The organism is Ochrobactrum teleogrylli (genome assembly GCF_037482325.1).
Taxonomy (GTDB): Bacteria; Pseudomonadota; Alphaproteobacteria; order Rhizobiales; family Rhizobiaceae; genus Brucella; species Brucella teleogrylli.
Window position 1 is genome coordinate 2291673 of record NZ_JBBHKQ010000001.1, and the last position, 24788, is coordinate 2316460.

Genomic DNA, 24788 nt, shown 5'->3' on the forward strand with positions numbered 1-24788 from the left:
GCGCGCGCAAGGTAGAAACTTGCTCATAAATATAGAGGATTATTTATTATTCAGAAGTCGGGAAAGCTCAGCTTTTTCGCTTTCGGAAAGCGGCTGCGCCGCTTCGCCAAGCCTGCGTCGCCCCCGAAACGCGAAGACGAGCGCCACCGCGCCGATCAGAAGCACCATGACCGGAAATCCCCAGAGCAGAACCGTGCGGGCCGACAGGCGCGGCTTCAACAGCACGAACTCACCATAACGGGCAACCACAAAATCCTTCACCTGATCGTCCGTATCACCTGCTTTCAGGCGGTCACGGACGAGAAGGCGCAGATCGCGGGCAAGCTCGGCATTCGAATCATCGATGGATTCGTTCTGGCACACCATGCAGCGCAACTCGCCGGATATGGTGCGGGCGCGCTTTTCAAGCGCCGGGTCGGGCAGAACTTCATCCGGGTTGACGGCGAGTGCCGCCGTTCCCTGAATGGCCAGAGCAACGGCAAGGGCACACGTGGCAAAGAGGTTGCGCATCTTCATGCTGCGGCCTCCGCTTCCTGCGACGAGGTCTTTCGCTTGGAGGCAGGTGCGCCGACGCGCAAGCGGCGGTCGGCCAGCGAAAACAGGCCGCCCAGCATCATAACCAATGCGCCATACCAAATGAGCGTGACCTGCGGTTTCCACCAGATACGAACGACCACCGAACCGTCGCCCGGCTCATCGCCCAGTGCCACATAGACCTGACTGAACCAGAGCGTGCGAATGCCCGATTCGGTCGTCGGCATCTGGCGTGCCGGGAAGAAGCGCTTGGATGGCTCTATCCGGCCAAGATCGCGCGCACTGGAATCGAGCAAAGTGAACGTACCGCGATTTTCCGTAAAATTCGGACCCGTCAAAGGCCGCAACCCGTCAAAACGCAACGTGTAGTCCTGAACCTTGACCGTATCGCCCGCACGCATGATGAGCACGTTTTCGGTGCCGAAGGTCGTCACGCTCACGATACCGAGCAGCGTCACGCCAAGACCGATATGCGCCAGCGCCGTTCCGAAAACGGAGCGCGGCAGCCCCTTGAAACGCGCCCAGGCCTTCGTTGCCGAAACCTTGCCGATACCGGCTTTCTGTACCAGATCGGTAAGGCTACCGAAAATCAGCCAGGCGGCGAGACCGACGCCGCAAGCCGCAAGCAGCGATTTGGCCGAAGTGGTCCAAAGCACGATACCGGCCACAACCAGCGCCAGGGCGAAAGCCGTCATCAGTCGCTGGGCCACGCCGTAAAGGTCGCCGCGTTTCCAGGCGAGAAGCGGCCCAAACGGCACCGCAAACAGAAGCGGGATCATTAGCGGACCGAAGGTCATGTTGAAGAACGGCGCGCCGACGGAAATCTTCTCGCCCGTCATGACTTCCAGCAGCAGCGGGTAAAGCGTACCGATCAGAACGGTCGCAGCGGCCGTGGTCAGGAACAGGTTGTTGAAGACCAGCGCCCCTTCCCGCGAAATCGGATGGAAAATGCCGCCAGCGGTGAGGCTCTGGACGCGAAGCGCGAACAGCGACAGGGAACCGCCGATAAAAATGGCGAGAATGGCCAGAATGAAAAGCCCGCGCCCCGGATCGGTCGCGAAACTATGCACCGAGGTCAGCACGCCGGAACGCACGAGGAAGGTTCCGAGCAGCGATAGCGAGAAGGTCAGGATCGCCAGCAGGACCGTCCAGATTTTCAGCGCCGAGCGCTTTTCCATGACCAGCGCGGAATGCAGCAAGGCGGTGCCGACCAGCCATGGCATGAAGGATGCGTTTTCGACCGGGTCCCAGAACCACCAGCCGCCCCAGCCGAGCTCGTAATAGGCCCAGTAGGAACCCATTGCGATGCCGCCGGTCAGGAACACCCATGCCACCAGCGTCCATGGCCGCACCCAGCGCGCCCAGGCTGCATCAAGACGACCTTCCAGAAGGGCGGCGACAGCAAAGGAGAAGCAGACGGAAAAACCGACATAGCCGAGATAAAGTAGCGGCGGATGAATGGCGAGGCCGATATCCTGCAAGATCGGATTGAGATCGCCGCCTTCCATCGGGGCCGGAAGGATGCGCGTGAACGGGTTCGACGTGAAGATGATGAAGGCCAGAAAAGCCACAGCGATCCAGCCCTGCACGGCCAGCACATTAGCACGCAATGTTTCAGGCAGATTGCCGGAAAATGCCGCGACCAGCGCGCTGAAAAGCGTCAGGATGAACACCCACAACAGCATGGAGCCTTCATGGTTCCCCCAGACGCCGGTGATCTTATAGAGAAGCGGCTTTTGCGAATGCGAGTTTTCGACAACGTTCAGGACCGAGAAATCGGACACGACATAGGCATGGACCAGCACCGCTGAGGACAGGACGACAAGCGCAAAAACCGCAAGCGCCGTTGGCACGGCCACCGACATGAGCTGCGTGTCGCGTCGGCGGGCGCCGATCACCGGCACGACCGACTGAACGATCGACAGAGCCAGCGCCAGCACCAGAGCAAAATGGCCGATCTCGACACTCATAGGCAGTCTCCCGGCATAATTATTTACCTTCCCACACGCCTTTGGCCTTCAGGCTATCGGCAAGATCCTTGGGAACATAGTTCTCGTCATGCTTGGCAAGCACATTGTCGGCGCGAAACACGCCATCTTGTCCGAAACGTCCTTCGGCCACCACACCCTGCCCTTCACGGAACAGGTCGGGCGGAATGCCTTCGAACACCACTTTCACGGTCTTGATCGTATCGGTGACGGTGAAGCGCAGCTCGCTGCCTTCTCGGCTGACCGAGCCTTCCTCGACCAGACCACCCAGACGAAAACGAGAACCGGACGTCAATTCCTGTTCCGTCAGATCAGCGGGCGTGCGAAAGAAACGGATGTCCTGATTGAAGGCCATCAGCATCAAGCCAACCGCCACGGCCAGAACCGCCAGCGCACCGCCGATCAACATCAGGCGCTTGCGTTTTCTCTGGCCGATTGTCCGGGCAAGACTGCCAGCAGGTTTCGGCTTGCGTGCGTTTTCTTCTGCGGTCGCGCTCATTTCTGTGCCTCTAGACCCAAGCCGGATGCAAAACTGCGAAGTTCGGTCCGCTGTTCTTCCGCAAGGGCGGTCATGCCCCGGTTCAGGGCATCAAGCGCCGCATCGCGGCGATGCAGGATCATATAGGAGCGCACGAGACGCTTCCAGCCTTCGACATCCCCGCTATTCTGGCGAAGACTTTCATCAAGACGTTGAACCATGCCCTCGATCATCGTCTGACGGTCTTCCGCCGACAGGGACGAAGCCGCTTCGATATCGTCGGATGACGGGCCTTTTTGCTCTGTCGGCTGGTTGGCCGAAGGATTGCTTAGCCGCGCAATGGCCTGTTCGACCTGACCACGCCAGGGGGCATCAGCTGGCGCCTTGTCCAGAAGGGTCTTGAGACGGGCGGCGGCGGCATCGGGGCGACCGTCCTGCATCTCGCCTTGCGCAAGATAGAATTGCGGACGCGGATCGTTCGGATCGAGCGCGACAGCTTTGTTCAGAAACGTTTCTGCCTCGGCGGTGATCGTGCCGCCGGAAACTGCGGCAAGCCCTTCGGCCAGACCCAGCAAGCGCGGGAAATTTTCGCCGTCAATGCGCATGGAAGAACGATAGGCATTCACCGCATCCGCTGGACGGCCAAGACGCATATAAATCGGCGCCAGCACATCCCAGCCGCGCGCATCGTCGGGATTTTTCGCCAGATGCGCTTCGGCCCGCGCGATCAGTTCATCAACGGAACCGCGATCAGGATTATCGGAGAGACGGTCCGCAAGCGGCATGGATGGCACGTCCGGCTTGCCAAAAAGCGGATAGACGCCCCAGGCGATCAATGGGACCGCCAGCACGGCAACCAAGGCCAGAACGCGGCCCGACTTTGTGGCCTGCGCTGCGCTCACAGCGTCCTGACTTACCTTTTCAGCACTCAGAATGCGACGGGAAATTTCAATTCGCGCCTGTTCGGCGCTTTGCGGGTCGATCATGCCGCGCGCGGCATCGGATTCGACCTCGCGCAGTTGATCGCGATAAACTTCAAGGTCGTTCTTTTCGGCAGGCAAAAAAGCCTGCTTGCGCCGCGTTAGAGGCAACAAGACAGCCAAAGTGGCTGCTAACGTCAATAATGCTGCAATCAACCAAAATCCCATGGCTACGACTTAAGCGTAGGCATGGGAAAAACCAACCTCTACCTGCCACAACTGGCCGCCTAGGGCAATTCGCCGCAAAGGCCGCCCGTGAGTTGATCAGGTCAGCGGCGTCCAGCTGCCGTCCGTGTTGCGGCAGGCGGTGCCGCGCACGGTCTGCTGCGAACCGCCAATATCGAAGGTGTGCGAATATTGGCGGCAATTCTGCGAGCCGACCTGATAAGGCTGTGCCGCAGTGACATCACCGGAGTTCGAACCGCCGCTCCAGGAAACGGCTTTGCCGGCTGGCGAATATTCAAGCGCACGATATTCGGCTTCCAGCGCTTTTTTGCGGTCGCCCGCGCTCAGCTGGTTTGCCGCATTGCCAAGCAGGCCGTTGCCCAGCGATGCGAGCAGGCTCGATTCCGGCTTTGCAGATGACGACGATCCGCCAAGCGATGTCAGCCCTCTGCCACCACCCGATGTGCCACATGCCGCCAAGGCCAGCGACAGCGCAACCATGGTCGGAACGACCAGAACCGGAGAAGAAAACCTCAATTCCATCATCATAACAAACCGGCCCTCATGAACCAATGAGCTTGCATATTATCGCATCATGCGATCTTGTAATTTCAATTTCTTAGAGCATTTCCCGCAAAAATGTGAGCCTGTTTTGCATACGGAAATGCTAAAAAGCAAAGACGCCGTTTCAGCCTAAAAGACAACCTTAATCTTCGGCAAGCGGCAACACACTGCGAACACGCAGGCCCCCGAGCGGGCTGCGGTCGAGATGCAACTGGCCGCCATATTCACGAACGGTATCCTGCACGATGGCAAGCCCCAGACCTGTGCCCGGCTTGGTTTCGTCCACGCGGCTGCCGCGTTTCAATGCGGCCTCGATCTTGTCGTCCTCAAGTCCCGGCCCGTCATCCTCGATTACGATTTCAAACTGCCGTTGCCCGCCCATTGCTGCCCCAACGGTGATATTCACCCGACGGCTTGCCCATTTTCCGGCATTTTCAAGCAGGTTGCCGATGATTTCCTCAAGGTCTTCCTTTTCACCGGCGAAGATCGCGTGCGGGAGATCATTGCGCAAGCTGACATGCAGTGCAGGGTTAAGCTTGGCGGTCACCCGTTGCATGCGCTCCATCACCGGCGCGACAGAGGTGCGGAAAACCACACTGTCCCGTTGCGCCGCTATGCGCGCACGTTGCAGATAATGCTGGATCTGCACCTGCATGGCCTCGCTCTGCTCCTGCACGACGCGGCCCTGATCGCCGCCGATGGCGCGGCCTTCATTGACCAGCACGGACAGCGGCGTCTTGAGCGAATGAGCGAGGTTGCCGACCTGCGTTCTCGACCGCTCGACGATTCGGCGGTTGTTTTCGATCAACGCATTCATTTCGCGGGCAAGCGGCGCAATTTCCATCGGCAGTGAGGCATCGAGCTTGGATGAACGCCCCTCGCGAATATCGGTGAGTGCCTGACGCACCTTGTCGAGCGGGCGCAGGCCGAACAGGATGATGGCTGCATTGATGAGGATGCTGCCGATACCGAACACCGCAAGATAGGCGGCAAGCTTCGTCCTGAAATCGGAAATCTCGTTCATGACTTCGCTGAGATTGCCCATCACGCGGAAGCGGGCCACCCGGCCCGCATTATCCAGCACGACTTCCGTTTCGACGATGAAAAGCTCTTCGCCATTGAGTCCCGGCAAAGAATAGCTGCGCATGAAGGAACTGTCGAAAGGCGCCTGCGTGATCGGCATTTCCGGGACAATGCGCCCAATCAGCGAGGGCGATTCCAGCTTGCCGCTAACATTGGGTGCGAGCGGGTCCACCGACCAGTACCAGCCGGAAAGCGGGCTTGAATAGCGCAGTTCACCCAGTTCGGGACGTCCTTGAAGCACGCCTTCCGTCGATACACTGACAGCGCCAACAAGGCTGAATAGATGTGCTGTCAGAAGCCGTTCGAAATTGCTGCGGGCGGCATCGCTATAAAGCGAGCCGATGAGGGTCGCGACCACCACCAGCGCGGCAATCACCCACAACGTCGACAATGTGACGACGCGAACGGCGAGAGAGCGAAGCGATGGGATGACGCGAAAACGCTTCAGTTGTCGTTCCCCTTCGGTTCAGCTCCGGTATCGGAGCGCATACGATAACCCATGCCGCGCACGGTCTCGATCAGATCGACACCCATCTTCTTGCGCAGGCGTCCGACGAAGACTTCAATCGTATTGGAATCGCGATCGAAATCCTGATCGTAGAGATGCTCCACCAGTTCCGTGCGGGAAACCACTTCGTCCATATGATGCATGAGATAGGACAAAAGCCGGTATTCATGCGAGGTCAGCTTCAGCGACACGCCGTCAACACTGGCCTTGGAGGTCTTGGTGTCGAGATGCAATGGACCGCAGACGATTTCCGACGAGGCATGACCGGCAGCACGACGAATGAGCGCACGAAGCCGCGCCAAAACTTCCTCGATATGAAAAGGCTTGGCGACATAATCATCCGCACCGGCATCGATACCGGCAACCTTGTCGCTCCAGCGATCACGGGCGGTCAGCATGAGCACAGGCATGGCACGGCCGTTCCGACGCCAGCGTTCCACGACGCTGATGCCGTCAATACGCGGCAGTCCGATATCGAGAATCACTGCATCATAGGGTTCCGTATCGCCCAGAAAATGACCTTCTTCGCCGTCATAGGCGCTATCGACCACATAACCGGCGGCAACCATCGCATCGGAAAGTTGCCGGTTCAGGTCCTTGTCGTCCTCAACAATCAGGATACGCAAGCGGGCTGTCTCCCTTCAAAGGATCAGATGCAACGCAAAAGCCGGTCTGCTTCTTACAACGCAAACCGGCTCTAAAACCCATGCCGGGAATTTTATCGATTGGGCACAGCCACTTCGACGCGACGCGGACGTTCACCGTCGCGACCGGGGACCAGCACGACGACAACGCAAACCGGCGCACCGTTCTGGGTGGAAGGGGTGGCCTTGGCGAGCTGTCCGCCCTGTTTGGCCGCAACCTGTTCGCCCACGGCGGCGCAGTCGCTGGCAGCGGCGATCAGAAGATTGGAGGTCTGCGGCGCAGCAATCGGCATGGCGCCAGCATCGGCAATGCCGCCGACGGGCAACAAGCCAAAACTCACCGCGAGAAGCGCGAAAACTTTGAGTGCAGAGTTCTTTTTCATCATGCCGCCTTGTATAGCGCGCGACAGCTGAACGATGCATGAACAGCCTGTTCCCGCTATAGATCTTAAAGAATATTTTCCCTTAGCTATCACGCTTTGTGAAATTATGAAATGCGCGATGTTGCCCTGATACCGCCAAAAATCGTAACAATTCCAGCGATTGCAGCCGCCAGTTGCAGTAAAACATCTGTTAGTGCTTCGGGATCTAGATGCCGTCCGCAATCCCGATAGCGCCCGCCAGCCCCTTAATTATCGGGACCTGACCGTGCGGGGAAAATACTAGGATTTGTAGTCCGTCACGTCGTTTCTCCAGAAATTATAGGCCAGCCGCCAGATTGAGTATAGCCGTATCACCAGCGTCGATTTCGTGCTGACCATCGCTACACCGACTGGAACGCATCCGCGTCGACGTCGGCGGCGCGAATTACCTTGGCATAGGTCCAGGACGGTACAGCGACCTGTTCGCTACGAACCGAAACGCCATTTTGCCAAATCTCAACTGCGTAATGTTCGCGTTCCTCGCCGAGCGGAATGTCTTCGCCAAGCGAGTTGTCGGCATCAACCCGCCCGTGCCGCCAAATAGGTGAGAACGGATTTTAGTCGAGCGAGAGCGATTGCGAGAACGTAATGTGCATATTGCGCGTTAGCGCAGAGCTAAGCTGAAAGCGCCACGCTCACTCACCCCTCGCCGTCTAAGCCAGAAATGTTTTGTAGCCCAAAAAAGCCGCGGTCGATCTCACATCATCCAGCCTTAGCGATGAGCGTTTGGCTTCGAACATCCGGCTTCCCCATTGGAGCTCCTTGCAGAAGGTAAAATGCCCGGTAGGGCCGCATTTTTAAGTCGTTCGCTGAAACGCTTACACACCCCAAGAGCCGACCAGGAGGCAAGGCTCGCCGAAGTCGATCCTATGAGCATTAGTTCCGTTCGTCCAAGTACCGCTTCAAGCGCTAACGCTTTCGTGATCTTGACGCTTGCAGCGCCACCGAAAACTATGCCGCAGATAATGCCGACCACGAAGCGGGCCGCCGCCTCTCGTCTGCAATGCGGCGGCATATAGAAAAGAGATATAATCGCGCCTGCAATTGAACCTGCCACCTTGGAGAACCACAGCCAGGCGATGTCGGACGCAAAAAAAGTGTCGTTCAGGGTGCTCATAACGACCTCCAATCTTGTTGTGAGGCTTATAGACAACCGCGCGCCTCTTCTCGTCGAGGAAAACAGGGCACACGCAAATGGCTGCGGCGGGTCGTGCGCTGGGAGTTCTGCGATAACGTTAGGTAGTAAGGAAGGCGAGAATTCTGCCCGAAAGCACCCCTGCAGCGCTGAAAGCCTTGGCTTTATGCCCATCCAAGGCAGCACCGTCCGCCGGAACGAAGACCGACAGTCTATTCGAAATTGAGCTAGTTGTTGTCACAGGGAATTCCGAGCAGCATGTGCGGGGTTTCTTAGACCGTTACTCGGTGCATAAACCCGTACGCTTAATGCGCCTGCTGAATGCCCAGCAACGTCGTTTTCCCGTACGCCCGCAGCATTATGCGAACCAAGCGCCATCAGCGCGGCTTGCAGCGGCACGGAAGCAAAAAACGTAAAGCGGGATAAAGAGATGCCAACCACCACCAAGCAAAATCCGCCACGCCTGTCTTGTCGTGATATCCAACTGCGGCACCTGTGCTCATAAAAACCCCGGAAGCGCGAGCGCCTTCGGGGTTATGAACATGTTTGGTTCGACAAGTTAATCCCGCAGTCAGCGACTGCGGTTACACTTCTTCGACCGTACCGAATGACTACCAAAGCACCGTTACGCAGTCAAGGACTTTTTTCCTATTTAACGAATATTTTCCTGTTTTATGATATGGGCTGCAAATTCCATATTTAAGCATATACTTGAAAATAACATCTGCCCGGAACATCCGCTTCACCCTCAGCTCAAAGCGCCGAATTATAAAATAGCGGGCAACATTATGTTTCTGCTGCTTTTTCACGATTGCCATTAAAAATTTGCTCCTCCCTCCTTTGGCAACCAATCGTCAACTTCCACCCACTAGGCTCCTGGCCTATTAGTTTGCTATAATAAAAGAGCAAGTTCAGTGCATTTCCCAATTCTCTAGTGCCGAAGTCAGAGTTTATGCGTCATACGGCAGACAAAGATTCCGGAAAAAAGCAGCGGAAACCCTTCCGGGTTTCGCGCCTGATTGGACTCGACGCCTGGATTGATTCAGGCCTGTACAATCTGCATTTCCGTCTCGGCGAATGGTGGGAAAACATAACCATCTTTTCGCGCCGTTTTCGTGTGCGCGGTTTCCGGCGCTTTGTCGTCGAGGTTCTGGACGAGGGTTTTACGCTCGGCGTCGCGGGTTCTGTCGTGCTTTTGATGCTGGCGCTGCCCGCTTTTGAGGAAACCAAGAAAGACTGGCGCGCGCAGGACGATTATGCCGTCACTTTCCTTGACCGTTACGGCAATGAAATCGGCCAGCGCGGCATTCTCCACCGTCAGGCCGTGCCCATCGATGAATTGCCGGATCATGTCATCAAGGCGGTACTGGGCACCGAAGACCGGCGCTTCTTCGACCATTATGGCATCGATTTCTGGGGCCTCAGCCGTGCGCTCAGCCAGAACATGCGCGCCAATGGCGTTGTGCAGGGCGGCTCGACGATTACCCAGCAGCTTGCAAAAAACCTGTTTCTCTCCAACGAACGAACGCTGGAACGCAAGATCAAGGAAGCCTTTCTGGCGCTCTGGCTGGAAAGCAATCTGAGCAAGAAGGAAATCCTTCAGCTCTATCTCGACCGCGCCTATATGGGCGGCGGCACATTCGGTATTGCAGCCGCGTCCGAATTCTATTTCGGCAAGAACATCAAGGATGTCTCGCTCGCGGAAGCCGCCATGCTGGCGGGTCTGTTCAAGGCACCGGCCAAATTCGCGCCACATGTCAATCTGCCCGCTGCACGCGCACGCGCCAATGTCGTCTTGTCCAATATGGTGGAAAGCGGTTTTCTGAGCGAAGGTCAGGTCGCCGTCGCCCGCCGTCATCCGGCGAGTGTCATCGACCGCGCCAAGAATGAAAGCCCGGACTATTTCCTCGACTGGGCCTTCGATGAGGTGAAGCGCGTGGCAGGCCAGATGCCGCAGCACACGCTGATCGTGCGCACCACGCTGGACAGCAATATCCAGCGGGCAGCGGAGGAATCGCTCGAATATCACCTGCGCCAATATGGCAAGGACTATAATGTTGCGGAGGCCGCAACTGTGGTTCTCGCCAATGACGGCTCGGTGCGGGCGCTTGTCGGCGGGCGCGACTATGGCGAAAGCCAGTTCAACCGCGCTACCCGTGCGCTGCGTCAGGCGGGCTCGTCCTTCAAGCCTTATGTCTATGCGGCAGCAATGGAAAAGGGTCTGACGCCCAAAACCATCGTCTCCGATGCGCCCGTCAGCTGGGGCAACTGGTCGCCGCGCAATTATGGCCGCAGCTTCGCGGGTCGGGTCGACCTGACGACGGCACTCGTGCGCTCGCTGAACAGCGTGCCGGTGCGCCTCGCCAAGGATTATCTGACCACGGCACCGATTGTCGCCTTGACCAAGGCGATGGGTGTGGAATCGCCGATCTCCTCGCACAAGACGATGGTGCTTGGCACATCCGAAATGACGGTGATGGATCAGGCCACCGGCTTCAATGTGTTTCCGAATGGTGGCATGGCGGGCAATCGTCACGCCTTCACGCAGATCGTTTCTTCGGACGGTCGTGTATTGTGGGATTTCACCCGCGATGCGCCAAAGCCGCACCGCGCTCTGTCTGAAAAGGCCGCTTTCGAGATGAACTCGATGCTGGTTCAGGTGCCGGAGCGCGGGACGGGCCGTCGCGCCGCGCTGCCCATGACCCGCGTGGGCGGCAAGACCGGCACGACGCAGAACTATCGCGATGCCTGGTTTGTCGGCTTCACCGGCAATTTCACGGCGGCGGTCTGGTTCGGCAATGACAATTTCACGCCGATGAAGGATTTGACCGGCGGCATTCTGCCTGCCATGGCATGGCAGCGCATGATGTCCTATGCGCATCAAAACGTCGAACTGAAGCCGATACCCGGCGTCACGCCGCCTTTCCCCGCCCCGCCGAAAAACCCTGCGCCACAGGTGGCCAACGCCAAGCCGGAAGAAACCATGGCAGCGCCGCCACGGGTTCTTTCTCCGATGGCAACCAAGGTTCTCAAGGAGTTGCACGACCGTTTCATGGCCGCACCGCCTCTGCCGAAAATTGCCGAGCGGACCAAGATTTCGGTGCTTTGAGGATATATGCTTAAAACCATTCTCAAAGCTGCTTTTGTACTGGCGCTTGCGCTCGGCGGGGGCATATTCAGCGTCCATTTCATCCTCGACCGTTTCAACGGTTTTGGAGAATTGCAGGTTGGTGCCTGGACCGCATTTCCCGACGATGGGACGGCGAATGCCGATCCCTACTCGCGCGCCCGCGCCGCCCGCAAGGCCTATCTGGCGCTTGGCGCCGCAGAGGGGCTGCCCTTCTTTGCGCGCCGCGACAGCAGCGGACGCGACTTGCAACGCGGCTGCACCTATCGCCTGACCGGAGCCACGCCGCCAGCCCGTTTCTGGACGATCTATCCGGCCACGCCCAACCTCACTCCGATCAAGCCGCGTGACGGCCTGCAAGCAGCGCTTCATTCAAGAGAAGTCCTCTATGAAAGCGACGGCAGTGTTTCCATCACCATTGGGCCCGATGCCCGCCCCGGCAACTGGCTGCCGGTGGAAGGCCGTGGAGGCCTTATTCTCGTCATGACGCTTTACGACACGCCCGCCGCAAGCTCGTCGGGCCTGTCCGATCTCGTCATGCCTGTACTCGTGCGCACGGGGGACGACTGCCATGGGTAGGATCATCCGTCTCATCCTGCTCGGCCTCGTCGGCGCAGCCATCGTCCATATCTGTGTGCTGTTGCTGGTCCCGGTCTATTCCGACACGAATGCGTGGGCGCGTATCGAAAGCGCCACCACGCCCTATCGTTTCTTCGCTCTCGACGAGAACAAAGGCCCGGTCGGCGACAGCGACCCGCTGGTCAAGGAAGCGACCTGCCGTTTCGATCTGGCCGACGGGCCGGTTCATATGACCACGGCGGGCATTGTCCCCTACTGGTCCTTGTCGGTCTATGCGCCGAATGGCGACAATCTCTACAGCATCAACGATAACGTCTCCAATGAGCGCAAGCTTGATCTCATCATCGCGGATCCCGTCGGCATGGCGAGCCTCAAGGCGGACGGGTCGCAGATTGATGCGCAATCTCTGGCCGTCGAGCAGAACATTGGCGAAGGGGCTGCCGTGTTGCGTGTTTTCATGCCCGACGCGACCTGGAAGAAAGAGGTGCAACGCTTCTTCGATGACGCCCAGTGCGCGCCCTTCGAGGGCAGCTAAAGGCATCCAGATCTTCTGCGGCACGGTTAATGAGTTGCTAAGGCTTCATGCCTATTATCCGGTGTGCTGACCATTGCGGGGACCTTTGATGGCAGCGAGTGTATGCCTACCGGAGTATTCTGCGTGACAAATGATCAGTTCCGCGCCCTGGAGGAAATTTCAGGCAACCGGAGCCCGTCGAATTCAAAAGCGGGGAGCAAAGCGGACGACCTTCTGGCGGCCGCGATTTCTGCGTTCGCCGGTATCACGCGCCCCGGTCGTCAGGACATGCAACAGCTGGAAGATCTGGTCACGCCGCTTTTGCAGTGCGCGACCACGCGCGGCAAGCGTCACGCAGCCAATGCCCTTGCCCAGTTGGAAGAAGCCCCGCGCCGCATCATTCTCGCGCTTGCCGCCGAGCCGGTGGAAATCTCGGCCCCCATTCTCCTGCGTTCGCCGCTATTGCGTCCGGGCGACCTGATCGATCTCATCGGCCAGAACGGGCTTGCCCATGCCCGCGCCATTGCCCGCCGTCAGTCCGGCGATATTCTGCTGCAAGGCGTGTTGCGCAGCTTCGCCGATCCGGTGATCGACCGCACGCTGACGCTGCAGGACAATCTCGCGAATATCGAAGCCGAGCCGCTTGAAAAGCCGCAAATACCCGATCTGTCGGCAGCGAAAGCGCCGCTGATGAGCGGCGGCAGCTCGGAACGTCTCGCGCGCACGCTGCAACAGCCCTTCTTCAATGCGGGAACCTTGATCGGCTCTGACCGCCTGATCGAAACGGCGCTTTTGATCGACAGCCAGTTTTTCCGCAACGCGCTTGCCGATGCGCTCGACCTGTCGTTCGAGCGTGCTGACGCCGTCATCGGCAGATGGCCGGAGTCGCATCTGCCGATTGCTTTGAAGGCGCTTGGCCTCCCCGCCGCCGAATGCTTTCTGGTGATGACCGCTGTTCTGGGAACCATCGACACCGATCGCGACGGGCTGCGCGAATTCGTGCAAATCTACCGTTCCATCGATCGGGAAAAAGCCATGGCGCTGGTGCGCCGCTGGAAAGCCGAGGATATGTCGGCCATGCTGCGCAGTAAATTGCGTGAAATGGCTCATGATGATGAACCGCTGGCCGAGGCCGCCAACAGCGATGGACCGGCTGCGGATAGCAGGTTCGCCAAGTAAAGTTCAGAACGTCTCGCCGTCCTGCGCGATAGTGAAGAACAGAGACGCGTCGGTCACATCTTCCAGTTCGACCAGCCACAGGTCCGGATCAAAACGGATTTCCCGCTGCATCCTGTCGCCTGCCGCTATGTCGTCGGCATCGTGGAGAATGCGCAGAAACTTGCGCTCGCCATCATTGTCTTCTTCATAGGACGTCTGCGGCGCAGGCGAATAAAGATCGCATGTGCCGAAACGCGAACTGACCTTGATGAATATCGCGCCTGCTTCCGTCGAACCGCGCCGGGCGAGATAGGCAAAGCCACCCTCACCCTGCACTCGGCGGATCAATGCGGAAACCCAGAAATCCGATGTCAGTCGCATGGCCGCGTAACTACTTTTCTTTCGCATTATCCGACGCAAAACCGCTTCGCACTTTTGCTGGAAATGCTTCTAGCTGATGAGCCCGATTTCACGCATCTTGGCGATGAGCGTGGAATCGATTTCGCCTGTCTGGCGCATGCCGAACAGCTTCTGGAACTCGCGAATGGCTGATTCCGTCGCTTTGCCCGGCTGGCCATTGACCGGCACCATATCATTGCCGAAAGCCTTCAGCCCGGCCTGCACGCGGATGATATCCTGCGAAGAGATTTTCTCCGACGGACCTGCCGGTGCGCCAGCCGGTGCGCTCTTCTGAACTGGCTTTTGATAGGCGGCAAGATCAGGCTTCGGCTTGGCCGGCGTCTCGCCTTTCAACACAGCCGGTTGTGCGGTTAATTGCGGACGCGGTGTCGGAACAGCCACCACTTCGATGGTCTTGGCTACCTCATCCTGCTGCGCAGGCGCCGGGCTTTCGACCTGCGCCGGAACGCTGGCCTGCTGCACGCCCAGCTTCTGCTGCAAGGCGCGCCAGCGATCCACAGCCTCGCGGGTCTGCGGGCCGGTAAAGCCATCCACCGGGCCTTTATAGACGCCAAGCATGGAAAGACGCTGTTGCAGACGGGCAATCTCCAGATCGGCATTCGGCGCGAGCGCAGGCAGCATATCGTCGGTGGCCGTGACCGGCATGCGATCTGCCGAAAGGTCGGCATCGCTCACGCCCTGCGTGGTCGTCTTGCCCGTTGCCTGCGGGTCAGCCGTTGCCGTTTCTACTGGCTTTGTTTCCTGCTGACTGGCGGCGGCGGTGCCGGGCAGAACGGCGCGTGGCGTCGGCTTGAAAACGAAATCAGGTCTCGTGCGGAAGAACACGGCATTATGCGCCTCCGGCTGATACCAGAGCGCATTGGCCGACACGAAACTCATTACCACGAGAAAGGCCGTCGCCCCGCCGGTCAGAACCGGATTGCGCACGACAAAGTCACCGGCAACGATCGCCAGTGCCGAGGCCGAGTTGAAGAAGAATTGGAGGAGCCGTGTCCCCAGACTACGCTGTTTTGCGGGTCTGCGTGTGGAGCGGTTCTGCGATCCGCTCTGGGTTCTGCTCCCGGTCTTCGTCGTTCTGCCAGTCATTGCGCCTTTCTCCCTGGTGACGGTGCATATCGATCACCGTGCCAAGTTCCTGTTGTTCGTCATCTCCCGCGAGATATTGCGGACCTGTCACCGGAAGACGGACGGTCACAACCGTGCCTTCGCCGGGACAGCTCTTGAGGTTCATCGATCCCTGATGCAATTCCACGAGGCCCTTGACCACGGATAGTCCAAGGCCACTTCCTTCCTGAGCGCGCGTATAGCTGTTGTCGGCGCGCACAAAAGGCATGCCGATGCGCTGCAAATCTTCCGGCTCGATACCGATGCCGGTGTCCGAAACGCTGATTTCCAGCATAGCGCGACCGTCAGCCACCACACGGGCGGCGTCAATGGTGACGCAACCGCCGGTCTCGGTGAACTTCACGGCATTGGCCGCCAGATTGAGCAGGATCTGCTGCACCGCGCGACGGTCGGCCATCAGTTCGCCAACGCCGTTGCCGACGCGATGGCAGAAGGCAACGCCCTTCTTTTCCGCCTGCGGCAGCATGACCGAGGTGCACATTTCGGCCACGTCGCGGAAGGCAAAGTTCTGCGGCGCAATCCCGTAAGTGCCGGTTTCCAGCCGCGAATTGTCGAGAACCGCATTCACCAGTTCCAGCAGATAATGCCCCGACTGGTGTATCAGACCGGCATATTCGCGCTGCTTTTCATTGGCCAGCTGACCACCCACCCCATGCGACAGCATGTCGGAGAAACCGATGATGGAATTGAGCGGCGTGCGCAGTTCGTGGCTGACCGAGGCGAGCAGACGGCCCTTGCCGACGCGCTCCGATTCCAGCTCCGCCTTCAAGGTTGCGATTTCATCCAGAAGCTTTTGTTCGCCTTCCAGCGACCGACCGACCAGCGTGATTACGCCAGCGGCAGTCAGCCCTTCCAGACGATAGGCACGGAAAACCGGGCTTCCAGCTTCGATGGAGCGCAGACGGATATCGACACGTTTCGATGCAATCCCCGAACGCAGATCGGCCAGAAGCGAGAGATATTGCACGCGGTCGGCAACATGGACGCGGTCGACCAGAGCGGTCGTTTCCAGCATTTTTGGCTGCATGCCGAGAAGCTTTGCGGTCTTGTCGCCGACCGATGCGATGACGCCTTCTGCATCCAGTACGAACTGCACGTCGCCCTCGGCAATAGCAACCTGCGGCATGGCGGTTTCATTGTTCTGTGGCTTGACGGCCAGACCCACGCTGCGCGCGACAAGGCTTGCCGCATAAAGAACCAGCACTGTGACGGAGGCCAGCGAACCACCGGCAATCACGCCGCCGTTTGTCATCGCAAAAGCGCCGACAATGGCAAGTGCTGCAACAGCGCCAGCAATTGCGGCAGCAGGCTTGCGGCTGACAAGCCAGATTTCCAGCGGCAAGGCAGCCGCCATCAGCCACAGAGCGGCATCGCTACTGGAGACCATGCCAATGGCGGCAAGTCCCGCGCCATAGGCGACAAAATTCAATGTTCCGAGGAGAGCGGCGCTCAATCCCATCAGTGAGAGAGCGCAGAAAATCATCGCCATACCGGCGAAGCTGGCGGCGAGAATGGCAAATTCAGTCGGCCCGGATGCGAGACCGGAAGCCAGAACGGCAGCAACAAGCAGCAGCGGCACAACAACGACCGAACCGACAACACGCATAGCCGTCGCGTCGGGCGTGTTCACCCAGCGGCGGCAAAAACGTTCGTAAAAACGGCCGAGCGTCTGCACACCAGTGCGAACGGTCTTAGCTGCTTTCAAAAGAATGGCGTTCAACGTGCGCTACTCACTCAAACTCATACACATACTCATCCGCCCGAAACATTCGGAAAAGAACATTCCCGGCGATCTTCAGATTGCAGGTGAGGCTTTAAGGAAACGATAAAACGAGGCCCATGAATGCAGATAAGCATCGCGGGAGCCGTGCTTTTCGACCTATGGTAAACAGAGGGTAGCGATTGCTTGTACGAAAGCGCGAAGATTGCACAATCTTCCGCCTACCACCGCGCACATCACAGAATTGCGAATCGCGCGGTTACGGAATCTTTTCGATTTCATCGGACATTGGCGACATCGTTCGATTAGCTGAAGGCGAGCAACAGCAACAAGGCCATGATCCGTTTCCTCATCAAATCCGCTATCTGGCTGTCGCTGGCATTCATTGTAATGCCGCGCTTTTTCCCAGCGGAACAGGAAAACAAAAGTGCCGAAAAGCCCGCTGCCATCGCTGAGACGCGTGGCGAGCCGAGTACCGTGGATCAGCTTTTAGCCAATGGCAAAACGGCGATTGAGATCGGCAAACTCTGCATGAACAATCCGACTTTCTGCGAAAACGGCACGTCGATGATTTCAAGTGCTGGCAGCGGTTTGCTCAAGGGCAGCGGCCAGATGCTCGATTATCTGAGCCAGCGTTTCGGCAACAAAAGTGAAGCGCCTGCTGAACCGCAACCCGTAGCCGAAAAGCCAGAAATGACAGTCTCCGAAATCCTGTCCGAGCAAGCCGCTCCTCAAACAAGCGGTTTGATCAATATCCCGATCCCGACCTCGCGTGCGGCAGCCTTGCGGGCACTGGATCGCCGGACCACGGGCGCGATCCCGGCAAAACACTGATCTTTCCCGTGACCTTGCCGCCATTCATGACTATATAAGCGGCACAACACCGCAAAGACGGCAATTCAGGCGAGTATCATGACGACCACAATCGATAGCATCATGTCCGACTTCGAATTTCTCGACGACTGGGAAGATCGCTATCGCTATGTCATCGATCTTGGCAAGGAATTGTCGCCTTATCCCGACGACGCACGCGATGCGGAACATAAGGTTCAGGGCTGCGTCAGTCAGGTCTGGCTCAAGACCATGCCGCATAGCGGCGCAGATCCGGTGATCGAATTTCTGGGCGATTCCGATGCGCATATCGTGCGCGGTCTGATCGCCATCGTTCTGGCGCTCTATTCCGGCAAACGCGCCTCGGAAATTCTCGCCATCGAACCGGAAAGTGTGCTGAAAACGCTCGGCCTTGATGAGCATCTCACCCCGCAGCGCTCAAACGGTCTGCGCGCCATGGTCGCCCGCATCCGTCGTGAAGCGGAAGCGGCAAAGCTTTCAGCCTAGTACCTTTTCCACCGACAGAGCGGCTGCAAGCAGGTTTTTATCGGTACCGCCGCGTGCGGTCAGCATCAGGCCTGTCGGCAGCTTCATGCCCGGCATAGGCAGCGTGATGCTGCACAGATCGAACTGATTGCCGACCTGCGTATCACGTAGCGTCAGCCCTTCCACGCGATCATATTCGTCCTCGTCGTGACTGACCGAAGCAATCGTCGGCGCGACAATCGGTGTGGCGGGCGTGGCGAATGCATCGAAGCCATTCAACCGCTCATCCATCTCGCGGATCAGCTGATTTCGGGTTGCCACCATGGCTTGATAAGTCTCGTCCGGCACGTGCAGACGCACCGATAGCGGACGCTTCACGCGCAGATCGACATTGGCGTCGGGGTCGCGCAGCCATGTGTCGGCATGGACGCGGCTTGCCTCAATGCCGACGATCGATCCGGACGTGCTTGCCTCACGCCAGCGCTGGATCAGATCATCCAGCATGATATCGACAAGCGTCACGCCTGCCTTTTCAAGCACCGCCAGCGACGCCCCGAAATGCGCAGCCACATCCGGCTCCATGGCGTCCAGCAAATAGCCCCTCGGCACGGCGATCCGCAGACTGGAAAGCGGCACCGCATCCGGCAGAATCGGTGTTTCGCCCGCCATCACGGCATCGGTCAAAATGGCATCCGCCACCGTCCTGGTGAGCGGCCCAATGGAATCAAGCGAAGGCGCCAGCGGAAAAGCGCCATCCAACGGAATGCGCCGCGCCGTCGGCTTGAAACCGACAATGCCGTTCAGCGCCGCGGGAATGCGCACCGAACCGCCCGTATCCGACCCGATGGCGATTTCGCTGGTGCCTTCCGCTGCCGAGACCGCTGCGCCCGACGACGACCCACCCGGAATGCGCGTCGGATCGACGGCATTGCCCGGCTCCCCATAATGCGGGTTGAGACCGACTGGCGTGAAAGCAAATTCAGTCATATGCGTCTTGCCGACGATCACCGCTCCCGCCTCGCGCAGCCGCTGCACGATGGTCGCATCCTGGACCGCAGGTGCGGCTGTGCGCCGAACCACAGACCCGGCCAGCGTCGGTTCGCCCGCGACATCGAAGAGATCCTTGATCGAGACAATGCGGCCATCCAGCGGACCAAGGGCCTGCCCAGCCCCAAGCCGTGCATCAGCGGCATCTGCTTCCGCCCTTGCCCGCTCCACATAAACCTTGCTGAAAACACGCTCTTGCTCGCGGCGCGTCTCAAGCCGCGTCAGAATAGTTTCCAGCCGATCCCGGACTTTCGACGACATGCAAATTCTCCCCAATTTCCCCGCCCGGTCGCACCGGCTTTTCCCTTGCGATAAGATGGTGTTCGGTCACTGTCAATCGGAGGTATCTGGCCCCGCCTGAAATGACCGTGCGGCAAAACAGTCGCGGATTGCGGGCAGCGCTTCCCTCCCCGTTTGCGTGGTTGGCCCACTGGCCGGATAGGCCAGCACGAGACGCTGGCGCAGCGTTTCGTCTTCGATCGGCAGGCACGCGACTTTTCGTCCATCATGGCTGAAATCATGACCGGGCCGCGTGAAAAGCAGCGACACGCCGAGACCATTCGCCACCATGCCGCGCACCATCTCCACCGAGGTGGTCCGCAGCACGATATTCGGCGACAGACCCTGCTGCCAGAACGGCACCAGCAGAAATTCGCGGCTGAGCGGCAGATCAACAAGAATGAACGGATAGCGCGCCAGTTCCGCCAGGGTCACGCTCTTCTTCGCGGCCAATGGACTGTCCGGCGGAACGACCGCATGCGGTGCGTAAGACAGCATGGTTTCCCATGTGACCGTTTCCGGCAGGCCCACATCATAGGTAATGCCGAGATCGACAATGCCTTTTTCCAGCGCCCGCGCCATACCTTCCAGATCGAACTCCCGCAGCTTCACGCGCATATCCGGAAACACCTGTTTCAAATGGCCTAATATGCCCGGAACACAGACCGGCCCCAGCGTGCTGAAATAACCGAGCGTCAACCGTGCCGCGCCCTCGCCCTTACCCGATACAGCGAAGTCTTCAGCGCCAGCCAGAAGCAACCGCGCCTCTTGCAGCTTGCGGCTGCCGAAAGGCGTCAGCTCCAGCCCCTTGGCCTGCCGCCGCTCGAAAAGCGGTTGCCCCAGATCACGCTCCAGATCGCGGATTGCCGCCGATATGGAGGGCTGCGAAACATTGAGCTTTTCGGCAGCGCCCGTTGCGCTGCCAGCCTCGGCGGAAGTGACGAAATAATGCAGTTGGCGAAGCGATATCATTAGAGGATTTTCCTATAATGACTGCTCGATTTCAATTCTTTTTCCGATACTGAACTGCGTTTAGCCTCCCGTTAAATTAAACAATAAGGGGATACGAACATGTTCAACGAAAGGGCGCCGTGCCTCGACGGGATTCGCGTTCTGGATTTCACGCGCGTTCTGGCTGGGCCGTTTTGTACGGCCTTGCTTGGCGATCTGGGCGCGGAAGTCATCAAGATCGAAAGTCCGGAAGGCGACGATTACCGCCACATCACGCCGGGCACACCCGACGGCGGTGGGCTGTTCCTGCTGATGAACCGCAACAAGAAGAGCATCTCCATTGATCTGCGCAAGGAACGCGGGCGGGATATTGTCCGCCAACTGGCGAAGAATGCCGATATCATCGTAGAGAATTTTCGTCCTGGCGTGATGGACCGGCTGGGGCTCGGGTTTGCCGAGCTTGCCAAAAACAATCCGCGCCTCATCCATGTGGCGATTTCCGGCTTCGGCCAGCAAAGCCCGATGGGCAATCTGCCTGCATATGATCTCGTCGTGCAGGCGGTAACCGGCTTCATGGATATTTCCGGCGAACCGGATGGCCCGCCGATGATGACCGGCGAATCCGTTGCCGATCTGACCGCCGGGCTTTTTGCGTCCTGGTCGGCGCTGGCCGCACTTCTTGCCCGCGAACGAACCGGCAAGGGCCAGTTTGTCGATGTCGCCATGTATGATTGCCTGTTCAATCTTCTGCCTGCGGCGCTGACCCAGCAGCTTTATGGCAGCAAATTGCCGAAGCGGGTCGGGAATCGCCATCCTTTGAGCGCGCCATTCGGTGTCTTTGCGGCAGCGGACGGCTATCTGACGATTGCCGTTTTGAGTTCGAAGCAATTTGCCGGTCTGGCCGAAGCTTTGGGCGAACCGCAGCTTGCGACCGACGAACGCTTTGCCACGGCAACCGCCCGCAACGAAAACCATGCCGAGCTGAAGGCCATCATCGAAGCATGGAGCACGGCAATGGGTGTCGAACAGGTGATCGACGCCTTGCAGGCCCATGACGTGCCCTGCTCGCCGGTGCTTTCTGTCTCCGATGCAACCGCCAGCGAACAGGTGCGCGCGCGTGGTCTCCTGCCGGAAGTCACGTCCGCCAGCGGCCCGGTGCGCGTTCTGCGCCAGCCGGCCAAGTTTTCCGGCATGGATTGCCCCGCCCCGGCACCGCCACCCGCACTGGGCGCGCATGCCACCGACATATTGCAGGAAAAACTGGAACTTACTGCCGACGATATCGAAAGCCTTGTGCGCGACGGCGTGTTGCACGGCCTGACATTGCAACCGCAGCAGCTTCTGAAGGAAACCAACCATGACGCATGATTGCCTGCTGACCGACGAACAACGGATGATCCGTGACAGTGCACGCAGCTTCGCCCGTGAAAAACTAGCCCCGACCGCTGCCATGCGCGACCGTGAGCACCATTATTTTCCGCGCACCGAAATGCAGGAACTGGGAGAGCTGGGTTTTCTCGGCATGCTGGTTTCCGAGGAATGGGGCGGCGTTGCAACCGACCATCTGAGCTATGTTCTGGCGCTGGAAGAAATCGCCGCCGCCGATGGCAGCATCGGCGCGATGATGGCGCTGCACAATGGTCTCATTTCGACTCCCTTGCGCGTACATGGGAGCGATCGGCAGAAGGAACTTTATCTGCGTCCGCTGGCGGAAGGTCGCTTCAACGGTGCTTTTGGCCTGACCGAACCGGAAGCAGGGTCCAATGCCTTTGCGATCCGTACCAAGGCGGTCCGGGTCGATGGCGGCTTTCGCCTCACCGGCGCAAAACAGTTCATGTCGAATGGCAAATCCGCCGATATCGCCATCATATTTGCGGCAACCGAGAGCGATGACCCGCGCCGCCGCATCACCGCGTTTCTGGTCTCCCCGACCGCGCCCGGTTATGTCTGCGTTCGCATCGAAGACAAGCTCGGCCTTGCGGCCTCGGAAACCTGTCAGGTGCAGCTTGACGATTTCTTCGTTGCCGACGACCATGTGCTGGGTGAAGTCGGCGGCGGCTATGCTCTGGCGATGAGCACGCTGGAACTCGGACGCCTTGGCATCGCGGCGCAGTCGCTTGGGCTGGCGCAGGCGGCCTTCGACCATGCCCATGCCTATGCGCTGGAACGGCAGACATTCGGCAAAGCCATCATCGAACATCAGGCAGTCGGTTTCCGGCTGGCAGAAATGCACACGCAAATCGAAGTGGCGCGCAGCTATCTGCATTATGTCGCAAGGCTGCGTGATGCAGGTCAGCCCTGCAAGACGGAAGCCGCCATGGCGAAACTGTTTGCCTCCGAGATTGCTGAAAAAGTCGCCTCGGAAGCGATCCAGGTGCACGGCGGCTATGGTTATCTCAAGGATTTCGCCGTCGAACGCATTTATCGCGATGCCCGGATCTGCCGCATCTACGAGGGAACCAGCGATATTCAAAAGCTGATTATCGCTGGGTCCCTCGCAAAGAAAGGCAAGGCCGTTTGACTGCCGAGAGCGGCCTCACCTCGTATGAGGCCGCGCTGCGGGGCGGTAGTCATCCGCCCCCCAATGCAGCACCACGCCCCGGCGACGATCACTGTCACGTGGCGGATTATAGTGCCGGTGCAGCATGGCGAGGCCCGCTTTCAGCATGACCTTGGCGGAACGCACCGGCCATTGACGCTCGCGTTCAACCCGCTCCAGCCCTTTCAGGAAACAGCAAACATCGACCAGCACGCGGCTTAATTCCGGCCCGACCGCCTCCAGCGCCCGCTCCACCCGCATTCGGCTCGCAAGTGCGATGTCGGTCAGTTCCGCCATGCCGCCTGCCCCACCGCGCCCGCCGCCGCCAACGCTGATATCCCAGCGCGACGTGATCGACGGCATCAGCGAACCCCGCGTGAAATCAGCCCGCAAGCGTTCTCCCGCATGGAACTCATCCTCCGAAATGAAGGCATTGCCGTCAGGACCTTTACGGCGATAGAGCATGGCCAGCGGCGATTCCGCCAGATTGACCTCGACCTTCTCCCCCGATGCCAGTTCAATCAGCGCCGTCACCCGCCCGCCGCCATAATCTGGCTCAGGCGGCGCAATTTTGGTCGATTGCGTGCGCCTACGCCCATTACCGGAGAGCGCCAGCTTCTGACCGTCCATCCGCAGCAAACCTTTGCCGCACATGGCGGCGACTTCATCGCGGGCAACCGCAATCGTCCCCTGCTCGCCAACCAGCAGCATATGCGAATCGCGAACCGAATCCTGCATTTCGCAAGCACCTGTTTTGAGGAACCGCATCACGCGCATTTCGGACGTCGAAAACTGTGTGGTCATGCCGCCATCCTCCAGGTTGAAAAAGCCGAATTCACGATGCGCTCAAAGGCGGTCACGATGGCGTCGAAATCGACATCATCGCGCATATCTTCCACGAGATGGCAGGCATGCATCACCGTTGTGCGATCCCGCGCAAAGCCGGTGGCCACCTCCCGCATGGCCAGACCGAAGGACGTATGCGCCACATACATGCCGATCTGCCTGACCCGCGCCACATTGCGCCTGCACCGGGTTGGCGCACGCAGTTCCTTGCCATCCACACCGAACGACGCCACGAGGAGATCGATCAGCGTTTCGCACAATTGCACGCTGTATTCCTGCCGCTTTCGATCCGTTACTCCCTCAATGGGGTCGAGAAGAAGGGGCCTCCCATGTCGTGCCGCGATTAACCGCAAAGCATCAAAAGCATCTGCCCGCGTATGAATGACATCCGTTAGTTCCAAAGACATTCATCTTCCCTCATCTGAATAGGAATATCTTCTTATAATGAGGAAATTGCAAGGGAGGATAAGTTTGCGGGACAAAGTTTGGGGCGAGTGGCATGGCGTTGAAGGATGACGCTTTTGGCGCTCCGGTTTGAGCCGCCTTTCCGCCCGCGCTGCCGAATTCTCCTAACTAACTGCTATATAGAGTGTTTTTTTCCACAGCCATCCGCTAGGTGGGCACCACCGGGAGTAAACCGACCGTCCCTCCGCCCGTCAAACAGA

24 protein-coding genes are annotated in these 24788 nt (G+C 58.9%); 8 read left to right on the plus strand and 16 right to left on the minus strand.

Annotation, left to right across the window (positions count from 1 at the left end; genetic code table 11):
* Positions 1-39: 39 nt before the first annotated feature.
* The 9 genes from WIX40_RS10765 to WIX40_RS10805 all read right to left on the minus strand — a co-directional run bounded on the left by WIX40_RS10765 (position 40) and on the right by WIX40_RS10805 (position 8483).
* Positions 40-516: a cytochrome c-type biogenesis protein gene (locus tag WIX40_RS10765; protein WP_339439868.1), complete on the minus strand. Its 477-nt coding sequence runs from the start codon at positions 514-516 to the stop codon at positions 40-42.
* Positions 513-2504 (minus strand): heme lyase CcmF/NrfE family subunit, encoded by a 1992-nt coding sequence (locus WIX40_RS10770; RefSeq protein ID WP_121535515.1) that lies wholly within the window; start codon positions 2502-2504, stop codon positions 513-515. Before WIX40_RS10770 ends, WIX40_RS10765 begins: the two co-directional genes overlap by 4 nt.
* Positions 2505-2523: 19 nt before the next feature.
* Positions 2524-3021 carry a cytochrome c maturation protein CcmE gene (gene ccmE, locus WIX40_RS10775; protein ID WP_109368608.1) on the minus strand — a complete coding sequence of 166 codons (498 nt, stop codon included), beginning with the start codon at positions 3019-3021 and terminating at the stop codon, positions 2524-2526.
* Complete coding sequence (gene ccmI, locus WIX40_RS10780; protein ID WP_121535513.1) at positions 3018-4148, minus strand: c-type cytochrome biogenesis protein CcmI; 1131 nt, start codon at positions 4146-4148, stop codon at positions 3018-3020. The genes ccmE and ccmI overlap by 4 nt, the downstream gene beginning before the upstream one ends.
* Positions 4149-4244: 96 nt before the next feature.
* On the minus strand, positions 4245-4694 hold the full coding sequence (locus WIX40_RS10785; RefSeq protein WP_121535510.1) for an RT0821/Lpp0805 family surface protein: 450 nt from the start codon (positions 4692-4694) through the stop codon (positions 4245-4247).
* 157 nt (positions 4695-4851) lie between these two features.
* Positions 4852-6183, minus strand: coding sequence for an ATP-binding protein (locus tag WIX40_RS10790; RefSeq protein ID WP_235858863.1), 1332 nt, complete (start codon positions 6181-6183; stop codon positions 4852-4854).
* Between the two features lie 53 nt (positions 6184-6236).
* Positions 6237-6926: a response regulator transcription factor gene (locus WIX40_RS10795; RefSeq protein WP_109368604.1), complete on the minus strand. Its 690-nt coding sequence runs from the start codon at positions 6924-6926 to the stop codon at positions 6237-6239.
* A gap of 92 nt (positions 6927-7018) precedes the next feature.
* On the minus strand, positions 7019-7327 hold the full coding sequence (locus tag WIX40_RS10800) for a hypothetical protein (RefSeq protein WP_109368603.1): 309 nt from the start codon (positions 7325-7327) through the stop codon (positions 7019-7021).
* Between the two features lie 751 nt (positions 7328-8078).
* Positions 8079-8483 (minus strand): DUF6107 family protein, encoded by a 405-nt coding sequence (locus WIX40_RS10805; RefSeq protein WP_339439869.1) that lies wholly within the window; start codon positions 8481-8483, stop codon positions 8079-8081.
* A 970-nt stretch (positions 8484-9453) separates the two neighbouring features.
* On the opposite strand from WIX40_RS10805, the gene WIX40_RS10810 reads away from it, so the two are divergent.
* The 4 genes from WIX40_RS10810 (at position 9454) to WIX40_RS10825 (ending at position 13900) form a co-directional block, all read left to right on the plus strand.
* Positions 9454-11610, plus strand: a complete 2157-nt coding sequence (locus WIX40_RS10810; protein WP_109368600.1) for a penicillin-binding protein 1A — start codon at positions 9454-9456, stop codon at positions 11608-11610.
* 6 nt (positions 11611-11616) lie between these two features.
* Positions 11617-12207 (plus strand): DUF1214 domain-containing protein, encoded by a 591-nt coding sequence (locus WIX40_RS10815; protein WP_121535507.1) that lies wholly within the window; start codon positions 11617-11619, stop codon positions 12205-12207.
* Positions 12200-12742 carry a DUF1254 domain-containing protein gene (locus WIX40_RS10820; protein WP_121535504.1) on the plus strand — a complete coding sequence of 181 codons (543 nt, stop codon included), beginning with the start codon at positions 12200-12202 and terminating at the stop codon, positions 12740-12742. Before WIX40_RS10815 ends, WIX40_RS10820 begins: the two co-directional genes overlap by 8 nt.
* Positions 12743-12865: 123 nt before the next feature.
* On the plus strand, positions 12866-13900 hold the full coding sequence (locus tag WIX40_RS10825; RefSeq protein WP_121535501.1) for a DUF2336 domain-containing protein: 1035 nt from the start codon (positions 12866-12868) through the stop codon (positions 13898-13900).
* A gap of 3 nt (positions 13901-13903) precedes the next feature.
* Here the strand turns inward: WIX40_RS10825 and WIX40_RS10830 are convergent, their stop codons facing one another.
* The 3 genes from WIX40_RS10830 to WIX40_RS10840 form a co-directional block, all read right to left on the minus strand.
* Positions 13904-14260 (minus strand): DUF1491 family protein, encoded by a 357-nt coding sequence (locus WIX40_RS10830; protein ID WP_121535498.1) that lies wholly within the window; start codon positions 14258-14260, stop codon positions 13904-13906.
* Positions 14261-14329: 69 nt separating this feature from the next.
* Positions 14330-15385 carry a peptidoglycan-binding domain-containing protein gene (locus tag WIX40_RS10835; RefSeq protein WP_339439870.1) on the minus strand — a complete coding sequence of 352 codons (1056 nt, stop codon included), beginning with the start codon at positions 15383-15385 and terminating at the stop codon, positions 14330-14332.
* Positions 15300-17144 carry a sensor histidine kinase gene (locus WIX40_RS10840; protein WP_121535492.1) on the minus strand — a complete coding sequence of 615 codons (1845 nt, stop codon included), beginning with the start codon at positions 17142-17144 and terminating at the stop codon, positions 15300-15302. The genes WIX40_RS10835 and WIX40_RS10840 overlap by 86 nt, the downstream gene beginning before the upstream one ends.
* Before the next feature lie 336 nt (positions 17145-17480).
* On the opposite strand from WIX40_RS10840, the gene WIX40_RS10845 reads away from it, so the two are divergent.
* Both WIX40_RS10845 and WIX40_RS10850 read left to right on the plus strand, forming a co-directional pair.
* Positions 17481-17978, plus strand: coding sequence for a hypothetical protein (locus WIX40_RS10845; RefSeq protein ID WP_339439871.1), 498 nt, complete (start codon positions 17481-17483; stop codon positions 17976-17978).
* A 78-nt stretch (positions 17979-18056) separates the two neighbouring features.
* Complete coding sequence (locus WIX40_RS10850) at positions 18057-18482, plus strand: SufE family protein (protein ID WP_339439872.1); 426 nt, start codon at positions 18057-18059, stop codon at positions 18480-18482.
* Here the strand turns inward: WIX40_RS10850 and WIX40_RS10855 are convergent.
* Both WIX40_RS10855 and WIX40_RS10860 read right to left on the minus strand, forming a co-directional pair.
* Positions 18474-19769, minus strand: a complete 1296-nt coding sequence (locus WIX40_RS10855) for an amidase (RefSeq protein WP_339439873.1) — start codon at positions 19767-19769, stop codon at positions 18474-18476. The genes WIX40_RS10850 and WIX40_RS10855 overlap by 9 nt on opposite strands.
* A 72-nt stretch (positions 19770-19841) precedes the next feature.
* Positions 19842-20759 (minus strand): LysR family transcriptional regulator, encoded by a 918-nt coding sequence (locus WIX40_RS10860; RefSeq protein ID WP_339439874.1) that lies wholly within the window; start codon positions 20757-20759, stop codon positions 19842-19844.
* A 99-nt stretch (positions 20760-20858) separates the two neighbouring features.
* Here WIX40_RS10860 and WIX40_RS10865 point away from each other — a divergent pair, with 99 nt between their 5' ends.
* Both WIX40_RS10865 and WIX40_RS10870 read left to right on the plus strand, forming a co-directional pair.
* Entirely contained in the window at positions 20859-22106 is a 1248-nt protein-coding gene (locus WIX40_RS10865) for a CaiB/BaiF CoA transferase family protein (RefSeq protein WP_339439875.1), read from the plus strand.
* Entirely contained in the window at positions 22096-23259 is a 1164-nt protein-coding gene (locus WIX40_RS10870; RefSeq protein WP_339439876.1) for an acyl-CoA dehydrogenase family protein, read from the plus strand. Before WIX40_RS10865 ends, WIX40_RS10870 begins: the two co-directional genes overlap by 11 nt.
* A gap of 15 nt (positions 23260-23274) precedes the next feature.
* On the opposite strand, the gene WIX40_RS10875 is transcribed toward WIX40_RS10870, so the two are convergent.
* Both WIX40_RS10875 and WIX40_RS10880 read right to left on the minus strand, forming a co-directional pair.
* Positions 23275-24081, minus strand: coding sequence for a DUF6456 domain-containing protein (locus WIX40_RS10875; protein ID WP_339439877.1), 807 nt, complete (start codon positions 24079-24081; stop codon positions 23275-23277).
* Positions 24078-24524 (minus strand): helix-turn-helix domain-containing protein, encoded by a 447-nt coding sequence (locus tag WIX40_RS10880; protein ID WP_339440992.1) that lies wholly within the window; start codon positions 24522-24524, stop codon positions 24078-24080. The genes WIX40_RS10875 and WIX40_RS10880 overlap by 4 nt, the downstream gene beginning before the upstream one ends.
* Between the last annotated feature and the right edge of the window lie 264 nt (positions 24525-24788).

Bases quoted from the DNA above. Each gene is read 5' to 3' on its own strand.
- WIX40_RS10860 (WP_339439874.1), bottom strand. From the start codon at position 20,759: ATGATATCGCTTCGCCAACTGCATTATTTCGTCACTTCCGCCGAGGCT.
- WIX40_RS10800 (WP_109368603.1), bottom strand. From the start codon at position 7,327: ATGAAAAAGAACTCTGCACTCAAAGTTTTCGCGCTTCTCGCGGTGAGT.
- WIX40_RS10845 (WP_339439871.1), top strand. From the start codon at position 17,481: ATGATCCGTTTCCTCATCAAATCCGCTATCTGGCTGTCGCTGGCATTC.
- WIX40_RS10785 (WP_121535510.1), bottom strand. From the start codon at position 4,694: ATGATGATGGAATTGAGGTTTTCTTCTCCGGTTCTGGTCGTTCCGACC.
- ccmE (WP_109368608.1), bottom strand. From the start codon at position 3,021: ATGAGCGCGACCGCAGAAGAAAACGCACGCAAGCCGAAACCTGCTGGC.
- WIX40_RS10850 (WP_339439872.1), top strand. From the start codon at position 18,057: ATGACGACCACAATCGATAGCATCATGTCCGACTTCGAATTTCTCGAC.
- WIX40_RS10870 (WP_339439876.1), top strand. From the start codon at position 22,096: ATGACGCATGATTGCCTGCTGACCGACGAACAACGGATGATCCGTGAC.
- WIX40_RS10875 (WP_339439877.1), bottom strand. From the start codon at position 24,081: ATGACCACACAGTTTTCGACGTCCGAAATGCGCGTGATGCGGTTCCTC.
- WIX40_RS10805 (WP_339439869.1), bottom strand. From the start codon at position 8,483: ATGAGCACCCTGAACGACACTTTTTTTGCGTCCGACATCGCCTGGCTG.
- WIX40_RS10770 (WP_121535515.1), bottom strand. From the start codon at position 2,504: ATGAGTGTCGAGATCGGCCATTTTGCTCTGGTGCTGGCGCTGGCTCTG.
- WIX40_RS10855 (WP_339439873.1), bottom strand. From the start codon at position 19,769: ATGTCGTCGAAAGTCCGGGATCGGCTGGAAACTATTCTGACGCGGCTT.
- WIX40_RS10835 (WP_339439870.1), bottom strand. From the start codon at position 15,385: ATGACTGGCAGAACGACGAAGACCGGGAGCAGAACCCAGAGCGGATCG.
- WIX40_RS10830 (WP_121535498.1), bottom strand. From the start codon at position 14,260: ATGCGACTGACATCGGATTTCTGGGTTTCCGCATTGATCCGCCGAGTG.
- WIX40_RS10820 (WP_121535504.1), top strand. From the start codon at position 12,200: ATGGGTAGGATCATCCGTCTCATCCTGCTCGGCCTCGTCGGCGCAGCC.
- WIX40_RS10865 (WP_339439875.1), top strand. From the start codon at position 20,859: ATGTTCAACGAAAGGGCGCCGTGCCTCGACGGGATTCGCGTTCTGGAT.
- WIX40_RS10810 (WP_109368600.1), top strand. From the start codon at position 9,454: ATGCGTCATACGGCAGACAAAGATTCCGGAAAAAAGCAGCGGAAACCC.
- WIX40_RS10815 (WP_121535507.1), top strand. From the start codon at position 11,617: ATGCTTAAAACCATTCTCAAAGCTGCTTTTGTACTGGCGCTTGCGCTC.
- WIX40_RS10765 (WP_339439868.1), bottom strand. From the start codon at position 516: ATGAAGATGCGCAACCTCTTTGCCACGTGTGCCCTTGCCGTTGCTCTG.
- ccmI (WP_121535513.1), bottom strand. From the start codon at position 4,148: ATGGGATTTTGGTTGATTGCAGCATTATTGACGTTAGCAGCCACTTTG.